This window comes from Stutzerimonas stutzeri, from assembly GCF_002909485.1.
GTDB classification, from domain to species: domain Bacteria; phylum Pseudomonadota; class Gammaproteobacteria; order Pseudomonadales; family Pseudomonadaceae; genus Stutzerimonas; species Stutzerimonas stutzeri_AH.
Genome location: NZ_PPXG01000004.1, coordinates 399,433 through 414,852 on the forward strand (window position 1 = coordinate 399,433; position 15,420 = coordinate 414,852).

Here is a 15,420-nt window from a genome sequence, read left to right on the forward strand (position 1 = left end):
TGCCACACCACGTGCCGGCTGAACCAAATCGAATTGCAAATACCACTCCAGCGGTGCTCACGAGGCGCCGTGGCGAGCTTATTTCCCGTGGGGGTAGAAGTGTTCAAGTCTCTGGTTGTTGCGCCCTGTGCGGCGCTGTTTCTGCTGATCTCACCAATGGCTGCACAAGCCTCGGAACCCATCCTCATCAAGTTTGCCCACGTAGTGGGCGACGACACCCCGAAGGGCAAAGGCGCGTTGCTGTTCCAGAAGCTGGTGCGCGAACGTCTGGCCGGCGCCGTAGAGGTCGAGGTCTATCCGAACTCGACGCTGGTGGGTGACGCTGACGAGATGCAGGCGCTGCTCGAGAACAAGGTGCAGATGCTGGCGCCCTCGCTGTCCAAGTTCACCGAGTATTCGCCAAAACTGGAAGTGTTCGACCTGCCGTTCCTGTTCGATGACGAAGCCGCTGTTTCACGCTTCCAGAAGCGTGAAACAAGCCGCGAGCTGCTGCGCTCGATGGCTGGGCGTGGTATCTACGGCCTGGCCTACTGGAATAACGGGCTCAAGCAGCTGTCGGCCAACCAGCCGCTGCGCGACCCGACCGATGCGGCGGGCCTGGCATTTCGCATTCAGCCTTCTTCGGTCCTTGAGGCGCAGTTCGCCGCCGTTGATGCCAAGGCAGTGCGTCTGCCGTTCGCTGATGTGTCCAAAGCCATGCAGGCCGGCACGGTGCAGGGAACCGAAGGCCCCTGGTCGAACATTCGTGGCCAGAATGCTGGAATCAAGCAGAGCTACGTCACCGAAACCAATCATGGCGTACTCAACTATATGTGGGTAACCAACTCCGAGTTCTGGACCAGCATCCCCTTTGCGGTGCGTTCGGAGCTGGACAATATCGTGCTCGAAGTCACCCAGACGGTGAATGCCGAGGCCGCCTCGATGAACCAGCGCGAACGCGAGCAGATCCTCGCTAACGGCAGTACCACGCTGGTCACGCTGACGCCCGAGCAGCGTCAGGCCTGGCGCGCGAAGATGCAGCCAGTATGGAGGTCGTTCGAGGCGCAGATCGGCAGCGATGTGTTACGCGCGGCGATGACCGTCAACCGTCGTTGAGCCCGCAGGCTCCGGCCCCGCTGCCGGAGCCTCCTCCCTGGGCTTGTGCCTCAAGCCCTGCCTCGCTTCGCAGCACGTCTGGCATCTCGTGCCAAAGTCTCGTTTTGAGAGCTGGTTGGACTTTTCGGCCTTGTGCCGCGCTCGGCTATCACGAAGACTTTCCCTTGGCTGGGAATGGCTCTAGGGCCGTATTTAGCGCCAGCCACATTCCTATAAAAGCCAGCCAGCGACTGCCGTGATCGAGCTGATCTGGCTAGCTCAGAAAAAGACCGGCTGCGCTGCTGTGTTAGCCAGGCCTATCAATATTGATTAACCACTCGAACGGTGCTCACGAGGCGCCTTCGGGCTTTTCCCGTTGGGGGTCAGATGTACAAGTCTTGTGTTGCTGCGCTGATCGCAGCCCTGTATTGGTTGAGCGCCCCTGTGATGGCCGCCGATGGTGAGCCGATCGTCATCAAGTTCGCTCACGTTGTGGCGGACGACACGCCCAAGGGCAAGGGCGCGCTGCTACTGAAAAAGCTCGTCGAAGAGCGTATGGCCGGCAAGGTGAAGGTCGAGGTCTATTCGAACTCGGCGCTGGTCGGCGATGCCGAGGAGATGCAGGCCTTGTTCGACAACAAGGTGCAGCTGCTGGCGCCGTCAATGTCGAAGTTCGCGACCTACACCAAGAAGCTCCAGGTCTTTGACCTGCCGTTCCTGTTCGATGATGCCGAGGCATTGCAGCGCTTCCAGAAGCGCGAGACGGCTCGTCAGCTGCTGCGTTCCATGGCCGATCATGGCGTCTACGGGCTTGCTTACTGGAACAACGGCCTGAAACAGCTTTCCGCCACGACGCCGCTACGCAAGCCGAGTGATGCCAATGGCCTGGCGTTCCGCATCCAGCCTTCGCCAGTGCTTGAAGCGCAGTTCGCGGCCGTTGGTGCCAAGTCCGTCGTGCTGCCGTTCGCCAAGGTCTACGAATCGCTCAAGAGCGGCGTGGTTCAGGGCGCCGAGAACCCCTGGTCGAACATCCTCAGCCAGAACATGCACAGCGTTCAGCCATACATCACCGAGACCAATCACGGTGTGCTCGACTACATGCTGATCACCAACAACGAGTTCTGGGTGAGCATGCCGTTCGCCATACGTTCCGAACTGGAAGGCATCATCGTCGAAGTCACTCAGGCAGTTAACCGCGAGGCCGCCGCGGTCAATCAGCGTGACCGTGAGCGTATTCTCGCCAGCGGCAGCAGCCAGCTGATCACCCTCACCCCCGAAGAGCGCCAGGCCTGGCGCGAGCAGATGTTGCCGGTGTGGAAGACCTACGAAGCGGAGATCGGCGCCGATCTTATCCGCGCAGCGATGACCGTCAACCGTCGTCGTTGAGGCCACCCTCCAGCTCGTTGGCGAAACACGCCGACGAGCTGGGCCGATTCAATCGCTCCATCTGTAGCTCCAGCCATTCGGCCAGCACCTGCGCGTTATTCTGCTGCTCTTCGCGCGCCGCGTAGATCAGCGTCAACGCGCCCTGTTCGGCCATCTCCAGCAGCGGCCACCAGTGTTCTGGGTGGCTTGCCAGCTCGCTCCGGTAACGCCAGGCAAACTCTTCGAACATCAACTCGCCGCGCTTGAATGCCTTACGCAATTCGGCCGATGGCGCGAGGCTTGGCAACCATGCGTGCAGCACCAGACCGTCCTTGCTGCATCCGCGCGGCCATAGGCGATCCACCAGGACCCGTCGACCATCAGATGTCGCGGCTACCAAGTAGGCGCGTTTGCACTGAATCATTCGTTGGTCTCCGATCACGTCACATCATTCAAGCGTAGCCATGTCGTGTGATGAGGTAGGGTTAAATTAACTCCATAGATGGTTATAAATACCTTTGAGCGTCAGGTTTAAATTACCCGTTGATTGATATCACATTGATTTCATTGGGCGAAATAAGCGGCACGCTTCCTGAAGAGTCTGTCTGGTGGCAACCCTAACTCGACAGGAGCAATGACATGAAAAACGCAACGGTTCTGATGGCAGCAGCAGTGGTTCTGGCAAGCGGTCTGGCTAGTGCGGGTGAGGTTCTGGAGGTGCACGAGGATCGAGCGGTCGGCGGTGGCTTCGGCGGGCTCAGCGGTTTCATGCTAGGCGCGGCCGCTGGTGGGCCGATCGGTGCATTGGTAGGCGGTGGCCTGGGCTATCTCGCAGGGCAGAGTGCACAGCAGGCGGCCGGTCTGGAGCAGACGCTGTACGTGGTCAAACGCGACGATGGCAGCATCACCCGTATTCGGACCTCCGATGACCGCTTCATGCAAGGCCAGTACATCGAACGCAACGGCGCCCAGATCACCGCGTTGGCCAAATGAGGCTGCGCAGGTAGTACCGCGGCAGGTTGATGGGGGATGATCGCGACTGACTGTCACCAAGGAGGCGCTGATGAGTTATTCCGTTCTGCACGTGGTGCATCTGCTGGCCGCGATCTTCTTTATCGGCACGCTGTTTTTTGAGGTGATGATTCTTGGCCGCGTTCGCCAGCAGATCGGTGAGCAGACGATGCCACTGGTGGAGCGTGCGGTCGGTGCGCGTTCACGAGTGGTGCTGCACTGGGTGGTGCTGTTCGTCTACGGCGCGGGCATCGGTTTGGGGTGGTACCACCGCCAGGCGCTGGCCAATCCGTTCGCCAGCAGTTTCGCCACCTTGCTGTCGTTGAAGGTTGTGCTGGCGATCGGCGTGTTCTTCACCTTCGGCCTGGTGGCGATTCTACTGCGCAAAGGGCGCATGACACCGGTGCGTTACCGGGCCATCCATTGGGCGATTCTGCTGCAGATGATCGGCATCGTGCTGTTGGCCAAGGGCATGTTCTACGTGCATTGGTAGCTCGGCGTTGCGATCACCGTAACGGCGAAAAGCCTGAGCCCTCATAGCAGGTCCGCCGCGCAAGATGATGACTTTGGTCAAGCGGGGTGGCGCTTTTCGTGGTGCTGATGGAGGCTAATTCAGCCGCTGCACGCTCGTTGCTTTCGCCGATACGGGGTCTATGGTGGCTGCATCGTTTCCCGATCAGCAGAGGTTGCACATGGATTTCGCCTACAGCCCACGCGTCGAGGCGCTGCGCGAGCAGCTGCGCGGCTTCATGGATCAGCATATCGTGCCGCGCATCGGTGCCTGGCATTCGGAAGTGACGGCCGGTCAGTATCCGGTGTCGTTCATGGACGACCTCAAGGCGCTGGCGCGTTCGGAAGGGCTGTGGAACCTGTTTCTGCCTTCGCTTCGCGAGGACGAGCCGGGTATGGGCCTGAGCAACCTCGAGTACGCGCCGCTGGCGGAGATCATGGGGCGAGTGCACTGGGCGTCGGAGGTGTTCAATTGCAATGCGCCAGACACCGGCAACATGGAGCTGCTGCACATGTTCGCCACCCCTGAGCAGCGCCAGCGTTGGCTCACACCGCTGCTCGAAGGCGAAATCCGCTCGGCTTTCGCCATGACCGAGCCGGATGTGCCGTCCTCGGACGCTACCAATATCCAGACGCTGATCCGCCGCGACGGCGACGAGTACGTGATCAACGGCCGCAAGTGGTTCATCACCAACGCCTCGCATCCCAACTGCAAACTCCTGATCGTCATGGGCAAGACCGACCCGGACGCCGACGCCCATCACCAGCAGAGCATGATCCTGGTGCCGTTCGACACGCCGGGTGTGGAACTGGTGCGCAACATCCCGGTGATGAACCACATCGCCCCGGAAGGTCACAGCGAGCTGCTATTACGCAATGTGCGAGTGCCAGTGAGCAGCCTGCTAGGCAAAGAGGGCGACGGCTTCCTGATGGCCCAGGCGCGCCTTGGCCCTGGGCGCATTCACCACTGCATGCGCTCCATCGGTATGGCCGAGCTGGCACTGGAGTTAATGGTCGAGCGCTGCCAGGAGCGCAAAGCGTTCGGCAAGTACCTGCAGCAGTATTCCAACGTCGCCGACTGGATCGCCGAGTCGCGCATCGAGATCGAGCAGGCGCGCCTGCTGGTGCTCAAGACCGCCTGGATGATCGATGAAGTCGGCGCCAAGGCAGCGCGCAAGGAGATCTCGATGATCAAGGCGCTGGTGCCGCGCATGCACACCAACGTCGTCGACCGCGCGATCCAGGTCTACGGCGCGATGGGTCTGACGCCAGATACCCCGCTGGCTGACATGTGGACCGGGGGCCGTGCCCTGCGCTTTGCCGATGGCCCGGACCAGGTGCATCTGCGCAGCATTGCGAAGATGGAAATCAAGGCGAGCGAAGCCAGCCGCGGCGCGACGGCGGCCTATCTCACTCCGCCCGGTCGCCACTGAGCGCGACGTCTCCATTGGCTGCTTGATCGAGTAAATCACGCAGCCAATTCGCTTTCTCTTCGGCCGCTTCGCGGCTCCCGCTCGTATTCTCGCGATATTGGCCTAGGCTGGTCATGACGATGTCTTTGTTTCGACGTCATGGTGTTCTTTGACCTGGAACAACGAAAGTGGCCGCCGGGGGCGTCCTTGATTGCAGTCAAGGGGAGTCGCGCCATCGCTCCCCTAACATGCAGGCCACATCATCAGTGCAAAGCAGGTAATTCAATGGCTCCCCGCGAGTTTTGGTCGCCGGCCGGTGCGTTAGGTACCTGGGCCAAGGGCCTTGTCATACTTCTGACCCTGACTTTCTGTGCACTTCCACTACAGGCCAAGGAATATGAAGCCGAGCGCCAGCGCATCGACCAGTTCTTTCCTGATGTGCAAAGCATTTCCGAGCCCGAGGGCGAGTATCAGGTCCGCACGCTGCGTAAGGGCGACGAGATACTGGGCTACGCCTTCCAGAGCATCAACGTCACCAAGATTCCGGCCTATTCTGGCAAACCGATCAACATGCAGGTGCTGCTCGATACACAGGGCGTGATCCGCGACGCCTATGTGCTGGAGCACCATGAGCCGATCCTGCTGATCGGCATCCCCGAAGAGAAACTGCACGATTTCAATGCCAAGTATGAAGGCATCAAGGCCGATCAGCGCGTAGTCGTCGGCCGCTCGAAGGACACTAATGCGGTAACCATTGACGCCGTGACAGGCGCCACCGTTACCGTGATGGTAGTTAACGAAGTGGTCATGCGTGCCACCCACGAGGTGGCCGTGTCATTGGGCTTGATCGAGGCGGGCAGCAGTGCGCGGCCGAAGGTCGCCATCGTTCGGCAGGACGTTTTCCAACCGGCAGACTGGACCGAGTTGACCGGTAGCGGTGCGATTCGCCGGTTGCACCTGACCCGTGACCAGATCGATGAGTCGTTCAAGGGCACCGAAGCCGAAGGCGTCGGGGAGGCCACGCCGGAGACAGCCAACGATACCTTCATCGACCTGTACGTCACCCATCTGAACCCGCCCACCATCGGCCGCAATCTACTGGGTGAAAACCAGTACCGCTTCCTGATGGAAGAACTGAAGCCGGGCGAGCACGCCATCGCCGTGTTGGGTAGTGGAGAGTACTCGTTCAAGGGTTCGGGCTATGTCCGCGGCGGCATCTTCGATCGGATACAGCTGCGCCAGTTCGGCGACATCATCAGCTTCCGCGATCTCGACTTTCAGCGGCTCAATGACATCTTCCTAGACGGTGCGCCGCGTTTCAGCGAAATGGCCATCTTCGTCATCCGTGAACCGGCGCGCTTCGATCCAGGCTCGCCTTGGGTACTGGAGCTGCTGGTGCGCCGCCAGACCGGTCCGGTCAGCGGTATGTTCACCAGCTTCGAGTTGCCCTACCAGATGCTCGACGCCTACATCGAGCGGCCCCTGCCCACCGCGGACGAACTGGCTGCCATCGAGGAAGCCAATCGGCCGGTGTGGGTCAATATCTGGTACCAGAAGACCTTCCAGATCGGCGTGATCCTGGCTGCCCTTGGCCTGCTGACCGTCATCCTCTTCCTGCAGGACAAATTCACCCAGAAGCCGCAGTTCCTGCACTGGTTGCGCCGCGGCTACCTGGTGTTCACCGTTGTATTCATCGGCTGGTATGCGCTGGGCCAGCTGTCGGTGGTCAACGTGCTGACGTTCGTCCATGCGTTGTTCCAGGATTTCCGCTGGGAGCTGTTCCTCTCCGATCCGGTGATTTTCATCATCTGGACCTTCACCGCCGCCAGCATCCTGCTCTGGGGGCGCGGCGTATTCTGCGGTTGGCTGTGCCCGTTCGGCGCCTTGCAGGAGCTGATAAACGAGGCCGCGCGCAAACTGAAGATTCCGCAATACGAGTTGCCTTTCGCCGTGCATGAGCGGCTCTGGGCAATTAAGTACATCGTCCTGCTGGTGCTGTTCGGGCTTTCCCTCGAATCGATGATGATGGCCGAGAAGGCGGCCGAGGTAGAGCCATTCAAGACCGCCATCACCCTCAAGTTCGACCGTCAGTGGTGGTTCGTCGCCTACGCCGTGCTCCTGCTGGTGATCAATATTTTCACCCGCAAGGTTTACTGCCGCTACGTCTGCCCGCTGGGTGCCGCGCTGGCCATTCCGACCAAGCTGCGCCTGTTCGACTGGCTCAAGCGCCGCAAGGAGTGTGGCGATCCCTGCCAGCTGTGTGCCAAGGAGTGCGAGATCCAGGCGATCCATCCGGACGGCCACATCAATGCCAACGAGTGCCACTACTGCCTCGATTGCCAGATGACTTATCACAACGAAAACAAGTGCCCGCCGCTGATTCTGAAAAACAAGCGCGCCAAGCGCGGCAAGAAGGCACCGGCATCCGCCGAGCTGATCCCCGTAGTGCAAGTGGTAGAACCCTGAGCCGTCGCTACTGGCGAGGCGCTCGATCGATGTGTTTGAAGCAGATGTCCCAAAGGAGCAATACCCCATGAGTGACAAGAGCAAGAACAATCCCGAGGTGCTGGAGAAGAGCGGCATCAGTCGTCGCGGCTTCCTCGGTGCCAGCGCAGTTACCGGCGCGGCCGTAGCGGCCACCGCCCTTGGCGGCGCGGTAATGACCCGTGAGTCCTGGGCCGCGGCGGTCAAGGACGCACGGCAGAACATCCATGTCGGTCCAGGCGAGTTGGATGATTACTACGGCTTCTGGAGCGGCGGCCACCAGGGTGAAGTGCGCGTGCTGGGCATCCCGTCGATGCGCGAGCTGATGCGTATCCCGGTGTTCAACGTCGATTCGGCTACCGGCTGGGGCCTGACCAACGAAAGCCGCGCGATCATGGGCGAGAGTGCCAAGTTCCTGAACGGCGACTGCCACCACCCGCATATCTCCATGACCGACGGCAAGTACGACGGCAAGTACCTGTTCATCAACGACAAGGCCAACACCCGTGTCGCACGTATCCGTCTGGATATCATGAAGTGCGACAAGATGATCACCGTGCCGAACTGCCAGGCGATCCACGGTCTGCGTCTGCAGAAAGTGCCGCACACCAAGTACGTGTTCGCCAACGCTGAATTCGTCATCCCGCACCCGAACGACGGCAAGATATTCGATCTGCAGGATGAGAACAGCTACACCATGTACAACGTCATCGACGCCGAGAAGATGGAGATGGCTTTCCAGATCATCGTCGATGGCAATCTGGACAACACCGACGCCGATTACACCGGTCGCTTCGCTGCGGCCACCTGCTACAACTCGGAAAAGGCCTACGACCTCGGCGGCATGATGCGCAACGAGCGCGACTGGGTCGTGGTATTCGACATCGAGGCGGCCGAGAAGGCGGTCAAGGCCGGCAAGTTCATCACCCTGGGCGACTCCAAGTCTCCAGTGCTCGATGGCCGCAAAAAGGCCGAGAAGGACAGCCCGTTCACCCGCTACATCCCGGTGCCGAAGAATCCGCACGGCCTGAACACCTCGTCCGACGGCAAGTACTTCATCGCCAATGGCAAGCTGTCACCGACCGTATCGATGATCGAAATCGCCAAGTTGCCCGACCTGTTCGCCGACAAGCTGAACGATCCGCGCGACACCATCGCCGCCGAAGTGGAGCTGGGCCTTGGCCCGCTGCACACCACCTTCGATGGTCGCGGCAACGCCTACACCACGATGTTCATCGACAGCCAGGTGGTCAAGTGGAACATGGCTGACGCGGTGCGCGCCTACAAGGGTGAAAAGGTCAACTACATCAAGCAGAAGCTGGACGTGCACTACCAGCCGGGGCACATCCATGCGTCCCTTTGCGAAACCAGCGAAGCCGATGGCAAGTGGCTGGTAGCGCTGTGCAAGTTCTCCAAGGATCGCTTCCTGCCGACCGGCCCGCTGCATCCGGAAAACGATCAGCTGATCGACATTTCCGGCGAGGAAATGAAGCTGGTGCACGATGGCCCGACCTACGCCGAGCCCCACGACTGCATCATGGCCCGTCGCGATCAGATCAAGACCAAGAAGATCTGGGACCGCAACGATCCGTTCTTCGCCCCCACCGTGGAAATGGCGAAGAAGGACGGCATCAACCTCGACACTGACAACAAGGTCATTCGCGACGGCAAAAAGGTGCGCGTGTACATGACCTCGATGGCGCCGGCGTTCGGCGTGCAGGAGTTCACCGTCAAGCAGGGCGATGAAGTCACCGTGACCATCACCAACATCGACCAGATCGAAGACGTGTCCCACGGTTTCGTCATGGTCAATCACGGTGCCAGCATGGAGATCAGCCCGCAGCAGACCTCTTCCATCACCTTCGTCGCTGACAAGCCGGGCCTGCACTGGTACTACTGCAGCTGGTTCTGCCATGCACTGCACATGGAAATGGTCGGCCGCATGATGGTCGAGCCCGCCTAAGCTGTTCGAGCCATCGCCAATAAGCCGGTGATGGATCAGCGACTGCGCGAGGAGCCTCGGTCCTGCCGAGGTTGTTCGCGCAGTGTTTACCCGCCTGGAAGCTGAAGAAGGTCAAAACGCAGTGTTCAAAGCTCAGGCTACTTTCTTGCGGTATTCAGCGGCAGTTTCGCTGCTGCTTTTATTCAGTGGTGCGGCCCAGGCGGCACCGCAACCGATCACGACCCTGCCGCTGCAGCCCGACGGTGAGAACCGCTGGCGCTTGCCTGCCGGGGAATACCAGGGCCAATTCACCATCGAGCAGCCGATGCAGCTGCGCTGCGAGCCGGGTGCCATCATTCAGTCGCAAGGGCAGGGCAGCAGCCTGCTTATCAGCGCACCCGACGTCCTCGTCGAAGGTTGCACGCTGCGCGATTGGGGCTCCAACCTCACCGTCATGGATTCGGCAGTGTTCATCCTGCCCGCTGCGGAACGTGCGCAGATCAGCAATAACCGTATGCGCGGCCCAGGGTTCGGTGTGTTCGTCGATGGCACCAGAGACGTGCAGGTGATCGGCAACGAAATAGACGGCGACGCCAGCGTTCGTTCGCAGGACCGTGGCAACGGCATCCACCTGTTTGCCGTCAGTGGCGCACGCGTTCTGCACAATCACGTCCGCAATGCGCGCGACGGCATCTATATCGACACGTCCAACGGCAACCATCTCGAGGGCAACGTGATCGAGGATGTCCGTTACGGCGTGCACTACATGTTCGCCAACGAAAATAGCCTCATCGACAACATCACCCGCCGGACCCGCACCGGTTATGCGCTGATGCAAAGCCGCAAGCTGACGGTGATCGGCAACCGTTCCGAGCAGGATCAGAACTACGGCATCCTGATGAACTACATCACCTACTCGACCATCACCGGCAACTTCGTCAGCGACGTACAGCGTGGCGACACGGGCGGTGACAGCATGATCAGCGGCGGCGAGGGCAAGGCGCTGTTCATCTACAACTCGCTGTTCAATACCATCGAAAACAACCATTTCGAAAAGAGCTCGCTGGGCATCCACCTGACCGCCGGCTCCGAAGACAACCGTATTTCCGGCAACGCATTCGTCGGCAACCAGCAGCAGGTCAAGTACGTTGCCAGCCGCACCCAGGAGTGGTCGGTGGATGGTCGCGGCAACTACTGGAGCGACTACCTGGGCTGGGACCGCAATAACGACGGCTTGGGCGATATCGCCTACGAACCCAACGACAACGTCGATCGACTGCTCTGGCTGTATCCACAGGTGCGCCTGCTGATGAACAGCCCGAGCATCGAGGTGCTGCGCTGGGTGCAGCGGGCATTCCCGGTGATCAAGTCGCCGGGTGTGCAGGACAGCCATCCATTGATGAAGCTGCCCACTGAAAAACTCCTAATCGAAAATCAGGAACCAACGTCATGAACGCCGTCGAGATCCAAGGCGTAAGCCAGCGTTACGGCAGCATGACCGTGCTGCACGATTTGAATCTGAACCTCGGTGAAGGTGAGGTGCTGGGGTTGTTCGGCCATAACGGCGCGGGCAAGACCACCAGTATGAAGCTGATTCTCGGCCTACTCTCACCGAGCGAAGGCCAGGTCAAGGTGCTCGGCCGCGCGCCGAACGATCCCCAGGTGCGCCGTCAGCTCGGCTATCTACCGGAGAACGTGACCTTCTATCCGCAACTGAGCGGCCGCGAAACCCTGCGCCACTTCGCTCGCCTGAAGGGCGCGGCGTTGACCCAGGTGGATGAGTTGCTGGAGCAGGTCGGCCTGGCCCATGCCGCCGACCGCCGGGTGAAGACCTATTCCAAGGGCATGCGCCAGCGCCTCGGTCTGGCCCAGGCACTGCTCGGCGAACCACGACTGCTGCTGCTCGATGAGCCGACTGTGGGTCTCGATCCGATTGCCACCCAGGACCTCTACCTGTTGATCGATCGCCTGCGTCAGCGCGGCACCAGCATCATTCTCTGCTCCCACGTGCTGCCGGGCGTCGAGGCGCACATCAACCGTGCGGCAATCCTCGCCAAGGGCTGCCTGCAGGCGGTCGGCAGTCTGTCGCAGCTGCGTGCCGAGGCCGGCCTGCCAGTGCGCATCCGGGCCAGCGGCATCAGCGAGCGGGACAGCTGGTTGCAGCGCTGGACGGATGCCGGGCACAGCGCTCGTGGACTGAGCGAATCGAGCATTGAGGTGGTCGCCGTCAACGGCCACAAGCTGGTGTTGCTGCGCCAGCTGCTGGGCGAGGGCGAGCCGGAGGACATCGAAATCCACCAGCCGTCGCTGGAAGACCTGTATCGCTATTACATGGAACGCGCCGGCGACGTGCGCTCTCAGGAGGGTCGCGCATGAACCAGGTCTGGAACATCGCTCGCAAGGAATTCAGCGACGGCCTGCGCAATCGCTGGCTGCTCGCCATCAGCCTGCTGTTCGCCGTGCTCGCGGTGGGTATCGCCTGGCTCGGCGCCGCGGCGTCCGGCCAGCTGGGCTTCACTTCCATTCCGGCGACCATCGCCAGCCTGGCCAGCCTTGCCACCTTTCTGATGCCGCTGATCGCGCTGCTATTGGCCTACGACGCCATCGTCGGCGAAGACGAAGGCGGCACGCTGATGCTGCTGCTGACCTATCCGCTGGGGCGCGGGCAAATCCTGCTGGGCAAGTTCGTCGGCCATGGGCTGATTCTCGCCCTGGCTGTGCTGATCGGCTTCGGTTGTGCCGCGCTGGCCATCGCGCTGCTGGTCGAGGGCGTTGAGCTGGGCCTGCTGCTCTGGGCGTTCGGCCGCTTCATGATTTCCTCGACATTGCTTGGCTGGGTGTTTCTCGCCTTCGCCTACGTGCTCAGTGGCAAGGTCAACGAAAAGTCCAGTGCGGCCGGGTTGGCGCTCGGCGTGTGGTTCCTCTTCGTACTGGTCTTTGACTTGGTACTGCTGGCGCTGCTGGTGCTCAGTGAAGGCAAGTTCAATCCTGAACTGCTGCCCTGGTTGCTGCTGCTCAACCCCACCGATATCTACCGGCTGATCAATCTGTCCGGATTCGAAGGCAGTGGGAGCGCCATGGGCGTGCTTTCGCTTGGCGCTGATCTGCCGGTGCCCGCTGCAGTGCTCTGGCTGTGCCTGCTGGCCTGGATCGGGGTGTCGCTGCTACTGGCGTATGCCATCTTCCGCCGGCGCCTGGCCTGACTTTTATGTACCGAAAAGGAAATCCTTCTATGAACGCACTGCATCGTGTTGGCGCCGGAACGTTCCTGGCCGTGTTGCTCGCCTTTGGCCTGACCGGCTGCGGGGAGAAGGAAGAGGTGAAGCAGTCGCTCGAGCCGGTGGCTTTTCACGACTCTGACGAGTGTCACGTGTGCGGCATGATCATCACTGACTTCCCCGGCCCCAAGGGCCAGGCGGTCGAAAAGCGTGGAGTGAAGAAATTCTGCTCCACCGCAGAGATGCTTGGCTGGTGGCTGCAGCCGGAAAATCGCCTGCTCAATGCCAAACTCTACGTCCACGACATGGGGCGCAGCGTCTGGGAAAAGCCGGATGACGGTCATCTGATCGACGCAACCAGCGCCTACTATGTGGTCGGTACGTCACTCAAAGGCGCCATGGGCGCGTCGCTGGCAAGCTTTGCCGAGGAGCAGGACGCCAAGGCGCTTGCCGGCATGCACGGCGGTCGTGTGCTGCGCTTCGAGGAAATCGATCAGGCGCTGCTGCAGGAGGCTGCAAGCATGCAGCACGGCGGCATGCACGACCATGCGCCAAACGATGCACCTAACGCACACACAGGCCACTGAGCAGCAGTGGTCTGAACAGCACACACAAGAAATCGAGGTAAGCACAATGATGGGTATCAGCGTCTGGCAACTCCTGATCATTCTCCTAATCGTCGTCATGCTGTTCGGCACCAAGCGCCTGCGCGGCCTGGGCTCCGACCTGGGCAGCGCGATCAATGGTTTCCGCAAGTCGGTGAGCGACGGCGAAACCACGGCTCAGGCCGAAACCGTCAAGCAGGAGCTGAAGTAACCGCAAAGGGGCTGCTTCCCAGCTCTACAAGACTGCGCGCCCCTGTCCAGATCCGGCGGGGACGTACTGCCGGCAACCCGACCGCTCAGGGGCGGCCCCCCTACAAATCTGCCGTGTCGCACTGCAATGGTGCGTCTTTGAGCGGCTTCTGCACGCCAACCGTCACTTTCCCGCCGCCTCAGCGAAAATCTGATCGCAATCAAGTCTGTTGTTGGCACCTACCCTGTAGAAAGTAATCCTGGCTCCTGCATATGGGAGCGATCATTCGTCCGGTGCGCCTCGTTGGCGCCGCCGGATATAGAAAGTCTGGAGGCCCTTCCGTGCAAGTTATCGATCGGCGAAAAGCCCTGAGTATCGCGCCCATCTGGCGGCTCGCATTTCGCCCGTTTTTTCTCGCCGGCAGCCTGTATGCGCTGCTGGCCATTCCTCTCTGGGTAGCGGCATGGACCGGTCTATGGCCGGGCTTTCAGCCGACCGGTGGCTGGCTGGCATGGCACCGGCACGAGATGCTGTTCGGTTTCGCCATGGCGATCGTCGCCGGCTTTCTGCTCACCGCGGTGCAGACATGGACTGGCCAGACGGCCCCGTCCGGCAATCGCCTGGTAGGTCTGGCGGCGGTCTGGTTGGCGGCGCGCCTGGGCTGGCTGTTCGGCCTGCCGGCGGCGTGGTTGGCGCCGTTGGATCTGTTGTTCCTGGTGGCGCTGGTATGGATGATGGCGCGGATGCTCTGGGCCGTACGGCAGAAGCGCAACTACCCGATTGTCGTGGTGCTTTCCCTGATGCTCGGTGCCGACGTGCTCATCCTGACCGGTCTGTTGCAGGGCAACGATGCGCTGCAACGGCAGGGCGTGCTGGCCGGGCTGTGGCTGGTCGCCGCGTTGATGGCGTTGATCGGCGGTCGGGTGATCCCGTTCTTTACCCAGCGCGGGTTGGGCAAGGTTGACGCGGTCAAGCCCTGGGTCTGGCTGGACGTCGCGTTGTTGGTAGGTACCGGGGTGATCGCCCTGTTGCACGCCTTTGGTGTCGCCATGCGGCCGCAGCCGGTGCTGGGCTTACTGTTCGTTGCGATCGGTATCGGTCATCTGCTGCGCCTGATGCGCTGGTATGACAAAGGCATCTGGAAGGTCGGGCTGCTCTGGTCGCTACATGTCGCGATGCTCTGGCTGGTAGTTGCTGCGTTCGGCCTGGCGCTCTGGCACTTCGGTCTGCTGACTCAATCCAGTCCTTCACTGCATGCGCTTAGCGTGGGTTCGATGAGTGGCCTGATCCTGGCGATGATCGCGCGCGTCACACTGGGCCATACCGGCCGTCCGCTGCAGCTACCGGCAGGCATCATCGGTGCCTTCGTGCTGTTCAATCTGGGCACGGCTGCGCGGGTGTTCCTCTCCGTCGCCTGGCCGGTAGGTGGTCTTTGGCTGGCTGCGCTCTGTTGGACCCTGGCCTTCGCACTGTATGTCTGGCGCTATGCGCCGATGCTGGTCGCAGCCCGTGTGGACGGCCATCCGGGCTGAGCAAGAATCGTCAAACCGGGGCAGGTTGTGCTGTACCTGCCCGATCAATTACCTAGCCTCAAAACCGCTGCCTCACC

Annotated in this window: 14 protein-coding genes; 13 read left to right on the forward strand and 1 reads right to left on the reverse strand. The window is 61.0% G+C overall.

Annotation, left to right across the window (positions count from 1 at the left end; all coding sequences use genetic code 11):
- The first annotated feature begins 156 nt into the window (after positions 1-156).
- On the forward strand, positions 157-1,095 hold the full coding sequence (locus tag CXK91_RS12225) for a TRAP transporter substrate-binding protein (protein WP_181003952.1): 939 nt from the start codon (positions 157-159) through the stop codon (positions 1,093-1,095).
- Positions 1,096-1,461: 366 nt separating this feature from the next.
- Positions 1,462-2,460 carry a TRAP transporter substrate-binding protein gene (locus tag CXK91_RS12230; protein ID WP_219811498.1) on the forward strand — a complete coding sequence of 333 codons (999 nt, stop codon included), beginning with the start codon at positions 1,462-1,464 and terminating at the stop codon, positions 2,458-2,460.
- Here the strand turns inward: CXK91_RS12230 and CXK91_RS12235 are convergent.
- Positions 2,444-2,863, reverse strand: a complete 420-nt coding sequence (locus CXK91_RS12235; RefSeq protein ID WP_103456326.1) for a DUF488 domain-containing protein — start codon at positions 2,861-2,863, stop codon at positions 2,444-2,446. The genes CXK91_RS12230 and CXK91_RS12235 overlap by 17 nt on opposite strands.
- 215 nt (positions 2,864-3,078) lie before the next feature.
- Here CXK91_RS12235 and CXK91_RS12240 point away from each other — a divergent pair, with 215 nt between their 5' ends.
- From CXK91_RS12240 to CXK91_RS12290, 11 genes are all read left to right on the forward strand, one after another.
- Positions 3,079-3,432 (forward strand): hypothetical protein, encoded by a 354-nt coding sequence (locus tag CXK91_RS12240; protein ID WP_103456327.1) that lies wholly within the window; start codon positions 3,079-3,081, stop codon positions 3,430-3,432.
- 70 nt (positions 3,433-3,502) lie between these two features.
- The gene (locus CXK91_RS12245; RefSeq protein WP_103456328.1) at positions 3,503-3,943 is read left to right on the forward strand and encodes a CopD family copper resistance protein; all 441 of its coding nucleotides are present in this window, start codon (positions 3,503-3,505) and stop codon (positions 3,941-3,943) included.
- 199 nt (positions 3,944-4,142) lie between these two features.
- Complete coding sequence (locus tag CXK91_RS12250; protein WP_103456329.1) at positions 4,143-5,393, forward strand: acyl-CoA dehydrogenase family protein; 1,251 nt, start codon at positions 4,143-4,145, stop codon at positions 5,391-5,393.
- Positions 5,394-5,657: 264 nt separating this feature from the next.
- Entirely contained in the window at positions 5,658-7,838 is a 2,181-nt protein-coding gene (gene nosR, locus CXK91_RS12255) for a transcriptional regulator NosR (RefSeq protein ID WP_103456330.1), read from the forward strand.
- Positions 7,839-7,905: 67 nt separating this feature from the next.
- A complete protein-coding gene (gene nosZ, locus CXK91_RS12260) occupies positions 7,906-9,819 on the forward strand; it encodes a TAT-dependent nitrous-oxide reductase (RefSeq protein WP_103456331.1) in 1,914 nt (637 codons plus the stop codon).
- Between the two features lie 121 nt (positions 9,820-9,940).
- Positions 9,941-11,251, forward strand: coding sequence for a nitrous oxide reductase family maturation protein NosD (locus CXK91_RS12265; protein ID WP_103456489.1), 1,311 nt, complete (start codon positions 9,941-9,943; stop codon positions 11,249-11,251).
- Positions 11,248-12,174: an ABC transporter ATP-binding protein gene (locus CXK91_RS12270; protein ID WP_103456332.1), complete on the forward strand. Its 927-nt coding sequence runs from the start codon at positions 11,248-11,250 to the stop codon at positions 12,172-12,174. The genes CXK91_RS12265 and CXK91_RS12270 overlap by 4 nt, the downstream gene beginning before the upstream one ends.
- A complete protein-coding gene (locus CXK91_RS12275) occupies positions 12,171-13,001 on the forward strand; it encodes an ABC transporter permease (protein ID WP_103456333.1) in 831 nt (276 codons plus the stop codon). The genes CXK91_RS12270 and CXK91_RS12275 overlap by 4 nt, the downstream gene beginning before the upstream one ends.
- 29 nt (positions 13,002-13,030) lie before the next feature.
- A complete protein-coding gene (locus CXK91_RS12280) occupies positions 13,031-13,603 on the forward strand; it encodes a nitrous oxide reductase accessory protein NosL (RefSeq protein ID WP_103456334.1) in 573 nt (190 codons plus the stop codon).
- Between the two features lie 46 nt (positions 13,604-13,649).
- Positions 13,650-13,832, forward strand: a complete 183-nt coding sequence (gene tatA, locus CXK91_RS12285; protein WP_103456335.1) for a twin-arginine translocase TatA/TatE family subunit — start codon at positions 13,650-13,652, stop codon at positions 13,830-13,832.
- A 320-nt stretch (positions 13,833-14,152) separates the two neighbouring features.
- Positions 14,153-15,343 (forward strand): NnrS family protein, encoded by a 1,191-nt coding sequence (locus tag CXK91_RS12290; RefSeq protein ID WP_103456336.1) that lies wholly within the window; start codon positions 14,153-14,155, stop codon positions 15,341-15,343.
- The last annotated feature ends 77 nt before the right edge of the window (positions 15,344-15,420 follow it).